Origin of the sequence: Legionella clemsonensis, assembly GCF_002240035.1 — a bacterium.
Taxonomy (GTDB): Bacteria; Pseudomonadota; Gammaproteobacteria; order Legionellales; family Legionellaceae; genus Tatlockia; species Tatlockia clemsonensis.
Map to the genome: position 1 here is coordinate 1,412,909 of NZ_CP016397.1, position 16,922 is coordinate 1,429,830.

Here is a 16,922-nt window from a genome sequence, read left to right on the forward strand (position 1 = left end):
GTTTACTTTATTACCCTATTGGAAGCCTCATCAGAGGCACGCCATCTTACAATTGCAAGAAGGATAGCGCTTCCGGCCAAGCCTATGACAGCCAACAGCATAGGTAGTATGGCGCCTACCTGCGCAATTACGCCGGTAAAAATGGAGGTTAATCCGAAGCAAAGCGCCATGATAGATCCTGTTACACCCATCACCCAACCTTGTTCATTTTCGCTCACTAAATTGGAGAATATTGTCAATAGCACAGAGTAAGCAACAGAAAGACTCATGCCAATTACTAATGTGGCTACCCAGGCAACCCATGCCACAGGAATTGCTACTGTGAAAAACACGCTAGTTGCTGTGATTAGCAAACTAATGATAACAATAACGTCATAAGAATAACGTTTTGTGCAATAATCAACAATATAGCCGCAGCCAATGCTAAATCCCAATCCCATCAGTGCGAGAAAAAAAGAGTTCTGCAAGGCAGAATACTGGTAAGTTTGAAATAAATAAAAAGAAATAAAAGAAAAATAGTTAGACCATCCGAAGATCATAACCAGTAGAACTAACGAATATTTTTCTATCGCTTTATGTTTAAATGCTGAAATAAAAATTTGAATGGCATGGTGCCATTTAATTTTAATATTGTCGTGTGCTTTAGTAAATGTTTCGTCAAAGAAGTAATAAAGTGCGATAGCATTTATAAATGCTAAAAGGGAGGCAAAATAGAGAGGAGTTTGAAAGCCAAACCAGCTTATTATGCGATTATCCGATAATAAACCGCCAAAAATCGGTCCAAATACAAAACCAAGGGAAACTGCCAAGAGAATGAAGCCTATGTTTCTCGCCTTATGTTCTTCGGTACTTACATCAACGATGGCTGCTTGCGCAATTGGTTGACTCCCTGCTGTAAAACCGGCAATGATTCGCCCTAAAATGATCAGCCAAAAACTGTGTATGAGAATCGCAATAGCCGAGATTAAATATCCTAAAAATGAACCGATTAGACAAATCATTAGCGATTTTTTTCTGCCAACGCTGTCTGATAAATCTCCCAAAATGGCGGCCCCAAAAAACCAGCAAATCATAAAAATTCCAATAGTAAGGCCGTAATAAAAGTCACGTAATCCCATACTTAGATTGGCGGGTAAAAAACCGGATTGAGGTTCAATTAAAATAGTATTCAATATTGGAAATAATAATCCTAATCCCATTCCATCAATAAATAATACTAAAAATAAAGGTAGAATAGATTTTAATGATTTTGCATGAGCCATAATTTTTAACCTGAAGGCAAGTTTGCGAATGATGTCATATCTCTATTTGAGCGTCAATTTGGCTGTCCAGGATAAAAACTTTAATTTTAAGCACAAAGGCCTTTTTTTGCCTGCTTGCTGTGCTGTATATTTTTAAGTTATACAGAAACTTCAGCAGATGCGTCATAATTATTTAATAATGTTTTAATCGTACGATTTAGAATAAAACAAAGACAAGTAGCTCCTAGCAGTATAAATAAAAGAAGAGTAAATGTATGACTATAATGCGCTTTTAATTGGAGTACTGAGAGTGTTTCCGGTTTTATTGCAGTTAAATTAGCAAGTTTTCCGGATAGAAATGCGCCAATCCCCAGGGATACGAAAAAAATTCCCATCATGGTACTCACTTTTTTCCGGCTGGCGAGTACGGTAATGGCTGCCAATCCTACCGGTGATAATAATAATTCCGCAATAGAGATTAATAAATAAGCTGGAATAAAATACAGTGGAGATAATAGAGCTGTTCCGTGGCTACTTTTGGAAACTAGTGTAATTAACAAATAAGCCAACGTAATGAAAATCATCGCCAGCATGAATTTATTGCCGGTGGTGATTCCGCTGTGAGTTGCATTGATCTGTGGTCGCCGTGAAATAAAATAACCAAATAGAATCATACCGATACTTTGGATGCTCACATAATAAGGAGGGGGAAATAATATTCCAAATAATTTTGGCTCTACGACCCTTGAAATAAAGAGAGTTAATGATAAAAACATTTGGAAATAAAATGCCCAAAACATGACTGAAATTACACATAACAATCCAATGACTATTGTTTGTTTTGCTTGTTTTGGTGATTCTCGTTTTACAACATCGATTAAGTAAAGAAGAGATAAAGCAATCACTGCACCGAATGCTGTATCAGCCAATACTGGATTATGGAGAATGACATAGGCAATTGACCATAGTCCAAATAAAAGAAAGAAGGCTTTGATAATTTTAGGAATAGTGAGTTCAGAGGGATGATAATCAGCAATCTGATACCGACGAATGCCATAAACAAAAACGGTAAATGCAATGACCATGCCGAAAGCAGCGCTTGCAAATGCAACTGACCATCCAAAATAATAGTACAATTGGCTGGGCAATGTTGTTCCCAAGATAATACCTGTAGTTATGCCCATATAAAAAATAGTAAAGCCACTTTCACGTCGAGAAGAATTATCAGGATATTCATTTCCCAACAATGATGAGATATTTGGTTTTAGTAACCCTGTCCCTACTGCAATGCCTGCAAGGGCTGCAGAAAGCGCATTATCCGAAGTTAATACAAAAAGTGATAAATAACTAACAAACAAGAAGACAGCGCCGGTTAAAATCGCCTTTTTTTGTCCGAGTAAATGGTCGGCTATCCAGCCGCCTATAACGGGTGAGAGATAGGTTAATGCAGTAAATGTTCCCACCAGAGTGTAAACTCGCTCATCTTTCCATTTAAAATAAAAGGCAAGGTAGAGTGCTAACAAAGTTTGGACGACATAAAAACCATATCTCTCCCACATTTCGGTGGCAAAAAAAATACCAAGAGAGGGTGGGTGTTTTATTTGTGCATTGGTCACGATGAAATCTAAAAAGCAGACATTTCGTCAGTTTATCATGGTGCCGCTTATTTTGACAGTATGGCTTGTCATTTGATTGTATATCCAAGTATTATTGTCACTTGGAAAAATTCCAGGATGGATAAAAATGAACAAAAGTAACAAACGCTCTATTTCAGCGAAAAAAGGACTGCAGTTGGAGGCAAAAAGTTGGCTTACTGAAGCTCCGTTACGCATGCTGTGCAATAACTTGGATCCAGACGTTGCCGAAGATCCTGATTCCCTGGTTGTTTATGGGGGCATCGGCCGCGCTGCACGCAATTGGCCTTCTTTTGACAAAATTGTAGCTGTTCTAAAACAACTTGAGGCGAATCAAACGCTTCTGATTCAATCGGGCAAGCCGGTAGGTGTGTTTACGACTCATGAAGACGCTCCTCGTGTACTCATTGCTAATTCCAATCTGGTGCCGCGTTGGGCCAGCTGGGAGCATTTTAATGAACTCGATAAAAAAGGCTTAATGATGTATGGCCAGATGACTGCTGGTAGTTGGATCTATATTGGTTCCCAAGGGATTATTCAAGGGACTTATGAAACGTTTGGTGCCTGTGCGAAAAAACATTATCAGGGAGAGTTGGCTGGAGAGTGGATATTAACTGCTGGCCTTGGAGGCATGGGAGGCGCTCAACCTCTGGCTGCGGTTATGGCTGGTGCAAGCATGCTTGCCGTAGAATGTGACAAAGCACGCATTGAGAAGCGTCTGAAAACACGATACCTCGATAAATATACCCAAAATCTTGATGAGGCCTTGAGCTGGATTGAGAAGTCTTGCCAGAAAAAAACACCGTTGTCGGTTGGGTTACTGGGCAATGCAGCTGAAATTTATCCTGAGTTAATTAAGCGCAATATAAAACCCTCTCTGGTGACTGATCAGACTAGCGCTCATGATCCTTTAAATGGCTATTTACCCTTGGGATGGACTTTAGAACAAGCCGAAGAGTTGCGAAAAACAGCACCAGAAAAGGTTGTTACTGCAGCAAAAAAATCGATGGCGGTGCAGGTCGAAGCAATGCTTGCTTTTCAAAAACTAGGTATTCCCGTGTTTGATTATGGGAATAATATTCGTCAAATGGCTTATGAAGAAGGTGTCAGTGAGGCGTTTACTATTCCAGGATTTGTACCCACGTACATTCGTCCACTATTTTGTGAGGGTATAGGTCCTTTCCGATGGGTGGCTTTGTCTGGGGATCCTGAGGACATTTATGCAACAGATGAGAAGGTAAAGCGCTTAATGCCAGAGGATAAGCACTTGCATCGTTGGCTTGAGATGGCTCGAAATAAAATTGCTTTTCAGGGGTTGCCCGCCAGAATTTGCTGGGTGGGCCTGAAAGATCGTGCTCGTTTGGCGTTAGCATTTAATGAAATGGTTAAAAATAAAGAAGTAAAAGCCCCTATTGTCATTGGTCGCGATCATTTGGATTCAGGGTCTGTCGCCAGTCCAAATCGAGAAACAGAGGCAATGTTGGATGGCAGTGATGCAGTTTCTGATTGGCCATTATTGAATGCCTTATTAAACTGTGCGAGCGGGGCTACCTGGGTCAGTATTCACCATGGAGGAGGGGTAGGTTTAGGGTTTTCCCAGCATGCTGGCATGGTGATCGTTGCTGATGGGACAGACAAAGCTGCCGAGAGGCTCAAACGCGTTTTACATAATGATCCTGCAACCGGTGTAATGCGACACGCGGATGCTGGATATGAATTAGCAAAGCAATGTGCTAAAGCGAATAATTTATGGTTGCCTATGGAGTCAATTGGAGGACCACTGTGACAGAAGCATTTACCCTTACTCCCGGACAGTTAACACTTAAAGAAATTAGGCAACTACTGGAAGAGCAGCAACCCATTACAGTGGATGAAAGTTTTTTTCCATACGTGGAAGCTTCTTGTAAAGTCATTCAAAAAATTCTTGATGACAAGAAGACTGTTTATGGAATAAACACAGGATTTGGCTCCCTGGCAAGACAGTCCATTTCTGCCGAGCACTTAAAGCAACTACAGCGTAATATTGTTTTGTCACATGCTTGTGGAACGGGGGAGTTGTTATCAGATAAACAAGTTGCACTTATTCTGCTTCTTAAAATTAATAATTTGTGTCAAGGGTATTCTGGCGTCAGAAAAGAACTTATTGCTGCTTTGTGTGAACTTTACAATAAACAGGTTTTTCCTTGCATTCCCGCAAAAGGCTCAGTTGGGGCATCAGGTGATCTAGCTCCGCTTGCTCATTTGGCTCTCCCATTATTAGGTGAGGGGCAGGTGCGTGTCGAGGGTAAAGTTATTAGTGCTCTGGAGGGTTTAAAGAGAGCAGGATTAAAGCCTTTGGCGCTGGCACCTAAGGAAGGATTAGCCTTGCTGAATGGATTGCAGGTTTCCACTGCTTTGTGCATGGAAGCTTTTTTTTACAGTGAGAGGCTTTTTGAAACCGCCATTATCACCGGAAGTTTATCTGTGGATGCTGCAAGTGGCAGTGATGTGCCTTTTGATGATCGTATTCATAAAGCACGTGGTCATCAAGCACAGCGTGATGTCGCTGCTATGTATCGGGAGCTTTTGGCAGAAAGCTCAATCAGAGAGGCTCATAGAGATTGTTCGCGAGTTCAAGATCCTTATTCACTAAGGTGTCAGCCGCAAATTATGGGTGCGATTTTGCACCAGATGCAATTTGTGGGTCAAACTTTGCAGGTTGAAGCGAATGCCGTTTCCGATAATCCCCTGGTATTTTTTGAGCAGGGTGACATTTTGTCAGGAGGAAACTTTCATGGTGAAATTGTTGCCATGGCTGCTGACAATTTGGCATTGGCTATTGCCGAAATAGGGGCGAATGCTGAGCGGCGAATAGCGTTGCTTATTGATAAAGATTTCAGTGGCTTACCTGCCTTTTTGGTTAAAGAAAGTGGTTTAAATTCAGGGTTTATGATAGCGCATGTAACGGCTGCAGCTTGTGCGAGTGATAACAAAGCATTGGCACACCCCCATTCCGTTGATAGTATTCCTACCTCCGCCAATCAGGAAGATCATGTTTCTATGGCAACCAATGCCGCAAGAAGATTAAGTGCAATGGTTGACAATACAGCAACAATTCTTGCTATAGAATTACTTGCAGCTTGTCAGGGATTAGAGTTTCATAAACCATTAACCACATCACCCCGTTTACAGAAAATTTATAATCAAGTAAGGAGTCAAGTGGCACCTTATGATAGCGATCGTTATTTTGCTCCTGATATTGCAGTGATTAAGGAAATGATTCTTAATGGAGAATTTGCTATTTCTCAAATTCATTGACGCTTGATTATCTATGCATCAATATTGTTGCTGGCATATTCACATTTTTTACAAGAGAGATTTAAATGGAATTAGCTCTTCTTTTCGAACAACTGAAGGGACATTTTTTAACAAATCCGTACCCCACTATAAAAGAAAGGTGCGACAATTTAATGAGCCTTCGCAAGTTGTTGCAAATTAATGCGGAAGAGATTGCCAGGGTTGTTAATACCGATTTTTCTCATCGAGCTCGCTATGAGACGCTATTATTGGAAATTTTTCCGGCAATAAATGCTATCAATTATTGCTTAAAAAATATTAAAAAATGGACAAAAATTCGTAAACGCCATGTCTCTTGGCTATTTAAACCTGCCTATGCCTACTTATTGCCACAACCCTTAGGCGTTGTAGGCATTATTGTTCCCTGGAATTATCCGATTCTTCTAGCAATAGGACCTCTTGTCTATGCTTTGGCTGCGGGTAATCGCGTGATGATCAAAATGTCTGAAGTAACGCCTGAAACAGGACATTTATTAGATAGATTAATAAGATCTTCCAGGCTCGAAAACCAGGTTGTAATTGTGAATGGCGATGAACAGGTCGCACAAAAATTTACAAGGTTGTCTTTTAGACATCTTCTTTTTACTGGTTCACCAACTATTGGTAAGCTGGTTATGAAAGAGGCGGCTGAAAATCTGACTCCAGTTACACTGGAGCTTGGCGGAAAATCACCTGCATTTGTTTCCATGTCTGTCGATGAACGGCATTTTAAACGACTTTTTATGGGGAAAATGGCTAATGCGGGTCAAACTTGTATTGCACCTGATTATTTATTAATTCCTGAAAATTGGGAAAAGCGGATTGAAAAAGGGGCTGAAGAATTTATTAATACTCATTATTCGCGCTTGTTAGACAATCAGGACTATTCAAATATTATTTCTGCGAAACATCAAGAACGGTTGATGACGCTTATTGACGATGCTTGCGAAAAAGGGGCACGATTAGTGCAAATGGGGGGCAATGCTCAGCAAGGTCGCCTGCCATTTTTTTTGCTTTTCAATGTTGATAATACAATGCGAGTAATGCAAGAAGAAATATTCGGTCCCATTTTACCGGTTATGCATTACAAGTCGCTCACTCAGGCAATTCAAACAATTAACACTTACCCTAATCCTCTTGTGATTTATTATTTTGGGAATGATTCAGAAGAGATAAAAATAATTAAAAAAAATACTTTGTCAGGAGCGCTGACCATTAATGATACCTTAACTCATATTGCCATAGATTCTTTACCGTTCGGAGGTGTAGGACACAGTGGCATGGGCCATTATCATGGACAAGAAGGTTTTGATGTATTTTCAAAATTAAAACCTGTATTCGTTCAGAGACGCTTTGCTATAACAACATGGTTTTATCCACCGCATGGGAAACTAGTTAATTTTTTGCTGAGCTGGGTTGCAGGCATTCATCTTAAGGAGAAGAAATGACCAAGGTAGTATTTATAACAGGTGGTAGTCGTGGGATAGGAAGGGCGATTGCTCATCGTTTTGCTCGAGAGCGCGCCTGTATTGTTATTGCTGCTAAAACAGATAAGCCCCATCCAAAATTGGAAGGAACTATCCATAGTGTCGCTGCTGAAATTAAAGAATTAGGTGGTGAAGCGCTTCCTTTAATGGTTGATGTTCGAGATGAAGAGCAGATTCAAAGAGCGATGCAAAAAGCCGTAGATACATTCGGTAAATTGGATGTTTTAATCAATAATGCCAGTGCAATTAGTTTAAGCAATACCGTTTCCACGCCCATGAAGCGCTATGATTTAATGCAAGCAGTAAATACAAGAGCCACTTTTGCTTGCTCACAAGCCGCGATCCCGCATTTAAAGAAATCGTCAAATCCTCATATTCTAACTTTATCACCTCCGCTAACCATGAATAGCAAATGGTTTGCACCTCATCTAGCTTATACCATTAGTAAATATGGAATGAGTATGTGTACCTTGGGACTTGCTGAAGAATTAAGACCGTTAGGGATTGCAGCTAATTCATTATGGCCGCGGACTACAATTGCTACAGCAGCAATACAAGTGCATTTCCCGGAGGAAATTTACAGAGCGAGCCGAAAACCTGACATCGTCGCTGACGCTGCTTACTGGATTTTAACTCAGTCTGCAAAACAAGTAACCGGTCAATTTTTTATAGATGAAGAAGTATTAACAAATGCTGGCATTACTGATTTTTCAAGGTATGCTATTGATCCACATGTTGAGCCTTATCAAGATCTGTTTATATGACTGTTGAAATTTTTACGGATGGGGCCTGTAAAGGCAATCCGGGTGTAGGGGGATGGGGGGCATTATTACGTTATAATGGTCATGAAAAAACATTGTATGGAGCCGAAGCACATACCACTAATAATCGTATGGAGTTAACAGCTGCCATAAAGGCACTTGAAACGCTAAAAAGACCTTGTGAGGTAAATTTATATACTGACTCTCAATACTTACGTCTTGGGATGACGACTTGGCTTGTTCAGTGGAAAAGAAACGGCTGGCGCAACTCAAAAAAAGAAGCAGTAAAAAATGCTGATTTATGGCAACAGCTCGATGCATTAACCAGTATTCACTCTATTCACTGGCATTGGATAAAAGGTCATGCGGGACACCCTGAGAATGAACGCGCTGATGCCTTGGCAAATCAGGCAATAATTGAACTTATAACCTCTTGATGGTGCATTCAAGTTCCTGGTAATTTACGATAAAATACCTCTTTTCTATTTACGGGTCTTACATGCGCCAGGTTGTGTTGGATACTGAAACTACAGGTATCGGTCATGAAGTGGGTCATCGGATTATTGAAATAGGGTGCGTTGAATTAGTTGACCGAAAACTAACCGGAAATCATTTTCATATTTATCTTAATCCTCAACGCAGTGTTGATGAAGGTGCCTTTCGAGTTCATGGAATTAGCAACGAATTTTTGCAAGACAAACCTCTTTTTAAAGAGGTGGTCAATGAATTTATAGAATTTATTCAAGGCTCTGAATTAATTATCCACAATGCTGTTTTTGATGTGGGCTTTCTAAATGCTGAACTTAAATTGTTAAATTGGCCTTTACTAATCAATGATTATTGTGCCGTTTTGGACACGCTTATTCTTGCAAGAGAAAAACATCCAGGACAAAGGAACAGTCTCGATGCGCTTTGCAAACGCTATGAAATTGACAATTCCAACCGCAGCCTCCATGGTGCTCTATTAGATGCGGAAATTTTAGCATCTGTTTATTTAGCGATGACAGGTGGTCAGGGGATGTTGTTTGCCAATGAGGAAGAATTGACAACGACAAATCTGCACCATGTTGAGACTAATCTGGAAGTATTAACAAGTCGCTCACCGATTATTCGTGCCACTGAAGAAGAACGCCAAAAGCATGAAGAATTTATTACCTTTTTAACGAAGAAAGCAGGAATCAATTTATGGAGTGTGGATGAGGAAATTGTATAAAATTTGAACTATAGTAAAAAAAAGCTTACCTCGTTTTAGGAGCTGTCATGGAAGAAATAAAAACTCGCAAGTACGGGCCTTTAGCTTTGATCAGCTTTATTCTCATTTATTTTGGCACTTCAAACGATACTTTTGCCACAAATATTGTCTCTAAAGGACCTTATCTCACTCTCGCATCAAATACCTTTATTTTTAACCCCCGATCCCTGACATGGAAGGCTGTTAAAAATGGAAAAGTGATAAGAAGCGGGAAAGCTTCTGGTGGAAGTAAATACTGTAAAGACGTAGGGCGCTCCTGTCGTACACCTTCAGGCACTTATCGAATCATCAGCAAAGGTAGTGAAAGTTGCCGCTCCAGTAAATATCCGTTACCCAATGGTGGCGCCAAAATGCCTTACTGCATGTTTTTTAGCAAAAATTATGCGATTCATGGTTCCTATGATCTGCCAAATTACAATGCTAGCCATGGATGTATACGTGTAAGACCTAGTGATGCACTATGGTTACATCGCAATTTTATTAAAATTGGAACCAAAGTAATTGTGCAGCCTTATTAATGTTTAGAAAGTATGATGTAGTTTACAATCTGCGGAATACTTATTCTATTCATCATCATCCATACTAAACGAGGATCCGCAACCACAAGTTGTTTTAGCATTGGGGTTGCGAATAACAAATTGCGCCCCTTGAATATTTTGTACATAATCAATTTCAGCAGCATTCAGATATTGATAACTCATTGAATCAACAAGTAACTTCACTGAGGATTTACCATCAGAGCATGTTTGCTCAATAATGGTATCATCTTCTTGAATAGTTTCATCAAAAGTAAAACCGTACTGAAGTCCTGAACAACCTCCGCCTGTTACAAAAACACGCAGGTTTAAATTTGGATTTTCCTCTTCAGCGATTAATGAGGCAACTTTATCAGCTGCACTTACTGAAAAATGAATACTCGAGACAGAAGGAGAGACATCAATTGCGGCCATTTTTACTCCAAAAAATTAATTCCAGATAATTTATCTCTAATTGTACAATACTATCGAATGATTTGTTCAATAGTGGCTCCTCCTAGACATTGATTTTTTTCATAAAATACAATGTATTGTCCGGGAGTCACTGCTCGTTGTGGTGTTGAAAACATTACACAATGCTGATTATTACTGGTTGGTGAGACTATACAAGCCTGTTCAATCTGGCGATAGCGCGTCTTTGCATGGCAAGTTAAGGGCAGTTGTTCGCTATATTCAGCTAGCCAATGTATTGGCCCACAAATTAAACCTTGGGAGTAAAGCATTGGATGATCACTGCCTTGTGCCACTACTAAAGTATTGGTTTTGATTTCTTTGTCTACGACATACCACGGCTCTTCGCTGGCAGATTGACGACCACCGATACCCAAACCTTGTCTTTGGCCAAGTGTATAGAACATTAATCCCTCGTGTTGACCTAATAATTCACCTGTACTACTTCTAATTTCACCTGGTTTTGCCAAAATAAATTCTTTAAGAAAGCTTTTAAACCGCCTTTCCCCAATGAAACATATACCAGTAGAATCTTTTTTATTATGAGTAACTAAACCTAGCTGCTTTGCAAATTCCCGAATTTGCAGTTTGTGATAGTCGCCTATTGGAAAAAGAGTTTTCCCCAGTGCCTCAGGCTCAACCGCATGCAGGAAGTAAGTTTGATCCTTCTCGCGGTCTTTTGCTTTAAACAATCCACCAATGCCATTATTGCAACGGACTTTAGCATAATGGCCGGTTGCTATATAATCAGCGCCTAAAGTAAGTGCATGATTTAAAAAAGCATTAAATTTAATTTCCTTATTACACAGAACATCCGGGTTAGGTGTTCTCCCTTGTTGATACTCATTAAGAAAATGAGCAAAAACCCTATCCCAGTATTCCTGAGCAAAGTTAACGCTATGCAAAGGGATCCGCAATTGATTACAAACTGCCTGAGCATCTGCCAAATCCAAAGCAGCAGCACAATAGCCTTCAGTATCATCTTGCTCCCAATTTTTCATAAAAAGTCCTTCAACCTGGTAACCTTGTTCACGCAATAACCAGGCCGCGACAGAAGAGTCGACTCCACCGGACATACCAACAATAACTTTGGATTTCATAGCTTATGAAGATGTATAAAAAAAATATAATTCTACGCTATAATAGCCTAATTTAAAATTTTTTGGGCATAGAAATCAGGGCAACATCATACTTTATCTAACTTATAAACAACAAGGCGTCAATCCTGAGCAAGGTAAAGGATTCATATGGAGTTCTACTTGCAGCAGATCCTTCATGTGGCTTTGCCGCATTCTGGATGACGAGATGTAAAAAATATAAAAGACTCTAACACACGTCATCCTGAAAGCGACGCTTGAAGGGAGCTTCTGCAAGCAATTCGCTCCATGAAAGAAGCCCTTCTTCACCAGGATTGACGGTATTTAAATGACATATTGGTGTATTATTTATAATGGAACAATATTTACAATTTTAAGTGAAAGCTATGTTGATTAATGTAAAAACTGTAGCGGCAAAAGCTGCTCCTGAATTGGTAACTTTGCAGTTACACGACAGATTGCCTGCTCATATTAACTCAGACTGTAAGATTACTTGTCAGTTTGCAGTAGAAAATCAAAACAATTACTATGTGTTAACCTTAGACGTGAGTTCTAATTTGACTATCACATGTCAGCGTTGTTTAAAAAATTTTAATTACCAGCATAATAATGTAACTCACCTGGCCATCTGCTCCTCTGATGAAATGGCAGAAAAGTTGATGAGCCAATATGAGTCGGTGATTGCGGTGAATAATGAAGTGGATCTAGCGGAATTAGTGACAGATGAGTTACATCTATATACACCGGAATTGCATGCTGAGATTACTGATTGTGATACTGAAATGAATCATTTTATTGGTGCTGAACGCACATAAAATCGTAAATTATCATTATAATACTTGGATTACCATTAAAAAATCGGTAATATTCCGCCCCAATGAATGCAAATTGCTTAGGAGTAATACACAATGGCTGTACAACAAAATAAGAAATCACGCTCAGCGCGTGGTATGCGTCGTTCCCACGATGCTTTAAAAAAACCCACATTATCTGTGAATTCTACTACTGGTGAAACTCATTTACGCCACCACATTACACCTGATGGGTATGATTGTCATGGTAGAAAGGTTCTAGATACTGATAACATTTACGAAGAGAAAGAGTAAATCGCTTGAAAAACATCACCATTGCTATTGATGCGATGGGCGGGGATCACGGTTTGAAAATTGTGATTCCTGCTTGTGTTCGTGCTACTCGACGCAACCCTGATTTAAAGTTGTTGTTGGTGGGTGATCAAAATCAGGTAAATACGCATCTTAAAAAATTCGGCGTAACTAATAGCAATCAATTCTCTGTGGTTCATGCCTCAGAAGTGGTTGCTATGGATGAGTTGCCATCACATGCAATGCGCAATAAAAAAGATTCGTCGATGCGTGTTGCTATTAATTTGGTGAAGGAAGGCCGAGCCCAGGCCTGCGTGAGTGCAGGAAATACCGGGGCTTTAATGGCGACTGCCCGTTTTGTTTTAAAAACTCTGCCTGGTATAGACAGACCAGCCATTATCGCTGAATTACCAACCATGCAAGGTAAGACGCGCGTGATTGATCTTGGCGCCAATGTGGATTCCTGTGCGGAACACCTTTTCCAATTTGCTGTCATGGGGTCGGCTCTCATTCAGGCGGTGGATAAAAAACCAAAGCCTAAAATTGCATTGCTTAATATTGGTGTTGAAGAAATTAAAGGCAATGATCAAGTGAAGCGTACTGCTCACATGTTGGCAGAGTGTAGCTTGATGAATTATGTAGGTTATGTCGAAGGCGATCATTTTTATTCTGGCCAGGTGGATTTGGTGGTTTGTGATGGTTTTGTTGGGAATGTGGCTTTAAAAGCAAGTGAAGGCTTGGCAAAACTGATGATTTCGATTCTTAAAGAATCCTTTTCAAAAAATATCCTGAGCAAATTAGTAGGATTGGTAGCCAAACCGGCTCTGGGCCATTTAAAAAAGCGCATGGATCCAGCCCGCTATAATGGCGCAAGTTTGCTGGGTTTAAATGGTATAGTAGTTAAGAGTCATGGTGGCGCTAATGAGCTAGCCTTTCAATATGCGATTGAAGAAGCCATGCTTGAAGTAAAAAACAATGTGGTCGATTTAGTTCGAGACCAAATTACTGACTTTATGAATCAAGGTTTGTTGCTATGAAGAATGCCGTTATTAATGGAACAGGCAGTTATTTACCCGAGCGCTCGATTACTAACAAAGAGTTAGAAGTTAGTTTAGATACTAGTGATGAATGGATACGTACCCGAACAGGTATTAGCAGCCGACATGTTGCTTCCCCACATGAAACAACCTCTTATATGGCTTCTCAGGCTGCACTGAAAGCGCTGGAAGCTTCCAATATTGAGGCTGACGAGATTGATTTAATTTTAGTAGCTACTTGTACACCTAACCATTTCTTTCCCAGTATGGCCTGTCATGTGCAACATGCATTAAATATAACTCGACCTATTCCTGCATTTGACGTCGGTGCTGCTTGTAGCGGCTTTGTCTATGCTATGGATATTGCCAAGCAATATATTAACGCAGGTACAGCCAGCCACGTATTGGTTGTCGGCAGTGAAAGCATGTCAAGAGCTCTGGATTGGACCGATCGATCCACCTGCGTATTGTTTGGTGATGGTGCGGGGGCTATTGTTTTAAGCGCCAGTGATAAACCTGGTATATTAGCGAGCACACTTCATGCCTCGCATGATGTGGATGCACTATTAACTTTTCCAAATTATGCTACACTTGAACAGCAAGCTTTTATTGGTATGCGCGGTAATGAAGTTTTCAAAATTGCTGTAAATATAATGGGAGATATTGTTGATGAGATTCTTCAATCTTGTCATCTGCAAAAATCCGATATTAATTGGCTAATTCCTCATCAAGCAAATATTCGCATTATTCAGGCGATTGCCAAAAAATTAAATATGCCCATGTCACAAGTTATTGTAACCATTGAAAACCAAGGTAATACTTCAGCTGCTTCTATCCCTCTGGCTTTGGATTTTTCCATTAAGGAAAAACGGATTAAGCGAGGTGATCTACTCCTTCTGGAGTCTTTTGGTGGCGGCATGACTTGGGGCGCTATGGTTATACGTTATTAGATATAGCTTGTTGGAGCTTTTTATTAATGAATAAATTAGCATTTATATTCCCTGGTCAGGGGTCACAATCAGTTGGTATGTTAGCGGATTTTGCCAGTAGCTATCCTCTAGTGCGTGAACTATTTTCTGTAGTTTCTGATACAGTAGGATATGATGTTTGGAAACTGACACAGGAAGGGCCTGAAGCAAAATTAAATCAGACTGAGCATACGCAAGTGGCAATGTTGACTGCTGATGTTGCTGTTTTTAAATTGTTAGAAGAGCAAGGAGTCGCTCGTGCTCAAATGATGGCGGGACATAGTCTTGGCGAGTATGCGGCACTTGTATGTTCTGAAGCTGTTACGCTTGCTGATGCAGCAATGCTTGTGGCTAGACGAGGCCAGTTAATGCAAAAGCATATCCCTTTGGGCCAAGGTGCAATGGCTGCGATAGTAGGTTTAACCGATGAGCAAGTGGAGCTTTTATGCAAACAGGCTAGCAGTGCTGATTATCAAGTCACTGCCGCAAATTATAATGCTATAGGACAAGTAGTTATTGCCGGACATACAGTTGCTGTTGAAAAAGCAGTACAGATTGCAGAAACAATGGATGCTCGCATGGCAAAAGTTATTCCAGTCAGTGTACCTTGTCATTGCTCTTTATTGCTTGAAGCAGCCGATGCTTTTGAAGAATATTTGGCTCGTGCAAATTTTAAATCACCCAAAGTTGCTGTTGTTTCAAATGTTGATCTGAGCATCTATAAATCACCTGAACATATTCGCACACTATTAAAAGAACAGCTTTATCGCCCGGTAAGATGGGTTGAGACTATTCAACTCATGAAAAATAGAGGAATAGAGCGCATTGTGGAATGCGGGCCAGGCAAAGTCCTTTCGGGCTTAATCAAGCGTATTGATAAAACCTTGACTGCAATGAGTGTTAATGACAATGCCAGTTTGGAACAGGTTTTATCACAGTTAACTGAACAATCGTATTGAGGATTTTTGCATGGCAAATTTACAGGGGAAAATTGCGCTGGTTACTGGTGCTAGTAGAGGAATTGGGAAAGCAATTGCTCTAAATTTAGCGAAAAAAGGAGCCTATGTAATAGGTACTGCGACTACAGTTGACGGAGCGGAGAGTATTACAAAAGAATTTGCTCAAGAGAATTTGAGTGGTGAAGGTCGTGTTCTTAATGTAACGAGCAAAGAAGATATTGATAATTTAATGACCTATCTCTCTGATGAAGAGAAGCTACCTTCCATTTTAGTTAATAACGCAGGAATTACTTGTGATAATTTATTATTAAGAATGGATGACGAAGAATGGGAAAAGGTTATAAATACTAATTTAAGTGCTATATTTCGATTAAGTAAGGCTTGTCTTAAACCAATGTTTCGGGCACGATGGGGTCGCATTATAAGTATTGGTTCTGTCGTAGGTGCTAGTGGTAATTCTGGTCAAGCGAACTATACAGCGGCTAAAGCAGGTGTTGTCGGATTTTCAAAATCGCTGGCTCAGGAAATTGGCAGCCGCAATATCACTGTTAATGTTGTTGCGCCAGGGTTTATTGATACTGATATGACAAATGCTTTACCTGAGATGGTAAAGGATGAAATGCTTAAAAGAATTCCTATGAAACGATTGGGTAAGGCTGAAGATATTGCTGAAACAGTTGCCTTTTTAGCATCTGATAGTGCAAATTATATTACTGGTGAAACCATTCATGTGAATGGCGGTATGTATATGGATTAAATAGGCTTGCGTTCTTTTTATAATTGAATAAACTAGCCTACAGGATTTTTTTAACCGAAGAGGAAAGACAAGTTATGAGTACAGTTGAAGAACGAGTTCGCAAGATTGTTGTTGAGCAATTGGGCGTTAAAGAAGAAGAGTTGAAGAATGACGCATCGTTTGTAGATGACTTAGGTGCTGACTCACTTGATACTGTTGAATTAGTGATGGCTCTTGAAGAAGAATTTGAAACAGAAATTCCTGATGAAAAGGCTGAAAAAATCACTACAATTCAAGAAGCAATCGACTACATTGAATCAAATCTTAACAAAGAAGAAGCTTGATA

Annotated in this window: 18 protein-coding genes; 14 read left to right on the top strand and 4 right to left on the bottom strand. The window is 40.0% G+C overall.

Annotated features, from left to right (window positions below):
- Positions 1-2: 2 nt before the first annotated feature.
- Together clem_RS06125 and clem_RS06130 are read right to left on the bottom strand one after the other, a co-directional pair.
- Entirely contained in the window at positions 3-1,262 is a 1,260-nt protein-coding gene (locus clem_RS06125) for an MFS transporter (RefSeq protein ID WP_094090823.1), read from the bottom strand.
- A gap of 137 nt (positions 1,263-1,399) precedes the next feature.
- Entirely contained in the window at positions 1,400-2,857 is a 1,458-nt protein-coding gene (locus tag clem_RS06130; protein WP_456298571.1) for a peptide MFS transporter, read from the bottom strand.
- Between the two features lie 127 nt (positions 2,858-2,984).
- Here clem_RS06130 and hutU point away from each other — a divergent pair, with 127 nt between their 5' ends.
- The 7 genes from hutU to clem_RS06165 all read left to right on the top strand — a co-directional run bounded on the left by hutU (position 2,985) and on the right by clem_RS06165 (position 10,208).
- On the top strand, positions 2,985-4,661 hold the full coding sequence (gene hutU / locus clem_RS06135; RefSeq protein ID WP_094090824.1) for a urocanate hydratase: 1,677 nt from the start codon (positions 2,985-2,987) through the stop codon (positions 4,659-4,661).
- Positions 4,658-6,172 carry a histidine ammonia-lyase gene (gene hutH, locus clem_RS06140; protein ID WP_094090825.1) on the top strand — a complete coding sequence of 505 codons (1,515 nt, stop codon included), beginning with the start codon at positions 4,658-4,660 and terminating at the stop codon, positions 6,170-6,172. Before hutU ends, hutH begins: the two co-directional genes overlap by 4 nt.
- Positions 6,173-6,324: 152 nt before the next feature.
- Positions 6,325-7,638 carry an aldehyde dehydrogenase family protein gene (locus clem_RS06145; RefSeq protein ID WP_232505576.1) on the top strand — a complete coding sequence of 438 codons (1,314 nt, stop codon included), beginning with the start codon at positions 6,325-6,327 and terminating at the stop codon, positions 7,636-7,638.
- Positions 7,635-8,441, top strand: coding sequence for an SDR family oxidoreductase (locus clem_RS06150; protein ID WP_094090827.1), 807 nt, complete (start codon positions 7,635-7,637; stop codon positions 8,439-8,441). Before clem_RS06145 ends, clem_RS06150 begins: the two co-directional genes overlap by 4 nt.
- Positions 8,438-8,875, top strand: a complete 438-nt coding sequence (rnhA, locus tag clem_RS06155) for a ribonuclease HI (RefSeq protein WP_094090828.1) — start codon at positions 8,438-8,440, stop codon at positions 8,873-8,875. The genes clem_RS06150 and rnhA overlap by 4 nt, the downstream gene beginning before the upstream one ends.
- Positions 8,876-8,937: 62 nt before the next feature.
- Entirely contained in the window at positions 8,938-9,651 is a 714-nt protein-coding gene (gene dnaQ / locus clem_RS06160) for a DNA polymerase III subunit epsilon (protein ID WP_094090829.1), read from the top strand.
- Positions 9,652-9,698: 47 nt separating this feature from the next.
- Positions 9,699-10,208: a L,D-transpeptidase gene (locus tag clem_RS06165; protein WP_094090830.1), complete on the top strand. Its 510-nt coding sequence runs from the start codon at positions 9,699-9,701 to the stop codon at positions 10,206-10,208.
- A 45-nt stretch (positions 10,209-10,253) separates the two neighbouring features.
- Here the strand turns inward: clem_RS06165 and erpA are convergent, their stop codons facing one another.
- Both erpA and mnmA read right to left on the bottom strand, forming a co-directional pair.
- Positions 10,254-10,640 carry an iron-sulfur cluster insertion protein ErpA gene (gene erpA, locus clem_RS06170; RefSeq protein ID WP_094090831.1) on the bottom strand — a complete coding sequence of 129 codons (387 nt, stop codon included), beginning with the start codon at positions 10,638-10,640 and terminating at the stop codon, positions 10,254-10,256.
- A 50-nt stretch (positions 10,641-10,690) separates the two neighbouring features.
- Positions 10,691-11,776 (bottom strand): tRNA 2-thiouridine(34) synthase MnmA, encoded by a 1,086-nt coding sequence (gene mnmA, locus clem_RS06175; protein WP_094090832.1) that lies wholly within the window; start codon positions 11,774-11,776, stop codon positions 10,691-10,693.
- Between the two features lie 383 nt (positions 11,777-12,159).
- Here mnmA and clem_RS06180 point away from each other — a divergent pair, with 383 nt between their 5' ends.
- The 7 genes from clem_RS06180 to acpP all read left to right on the top strand — a co-directional run bounded on the left by clem_RS06180 (position 12,160) and on the right by acpP (position 16,920).
- A complete protein-coding gene (locus clem_RS06180) occupies positions 12,160-12,588 on the top strand; it encodes a YceD family protein (protein ID WP_094090833.1) in 429 nt (142 codons plus the stop codon).
- A 93-nt stretch (positions 12,589-12,681) separates the two neighbouring features.
- Complete coding sequence (gene rpmF / locus clem_RS06185) at positions 12,682-12,879, top strand: 50S ribosomal protein L32 (RefSeq protein WP_094090834.1); 198 nt, start codon at positions 12,682-12,684, stop codon at positions 12,877-12,879.
- 5 nt (positions 12,880-12,884) lie between these two features.
- Positions 12,885-13,913 (top strand): phosphate acyltransferase PlsX, encoded by a 1,029-nt coding sequence (gene plsX / locus clem_RS06190; protein WP_094090835.1) that lies wholly within the window; start codon positions 12,885-12,887, stop codon positions 13,911-13,913.
- Entirely contained in the window at positions 13,910-14,863 is a 954-nt protein-coding gene (locus tag clem_RS06195; protein WP_094090836.1) for a beta-ketoacyl-ACP synthase III, read from the top strand. Before plsX ends, clem_RS06195 begins: the two co-directional genes overlap by 4 nt.
- A gap of 26 nt (positions 14,864-14,889) precedes the next feature.
- Complete coding sequence (gene fabD / locus clem_RS06200) at positions 14,890-15,840, top strand: ACP S-malonyltransferase (RefSeq protein ID WP_094090837.1); 951 nt, start codon at positions 14,890-14,892, stop codon at positions 15,838-15,840.
- Positions 15,841-15,850: 10 nt separating this feature from the next.
- Positions 15,851-16,597, top strand: a complete 747-nt coding sequence (fabG, locus tag clem_RS06205) for a 3-oxoacyl-ACP reductase FabG (RefSeq protein WP_094090838.1) — start codon at positions 15,851-15,853, stop codon at positions 16,595-16,597.
- Positions 16,598-16,671: 74 nt separating this feature from the next.
- On the top strand, positions 16,672-16,920 hold the full coding sequence (acpP, locus tag clem_RS06210) for an acyl carrier protein (protein WP_003631752.1): 249 nt from the start codon (positions 16,672-16,674) through the stop codon (positions 16,918-16,920).
- Positions 16,921-16,922: the final 2 nt, after the last annotated feature.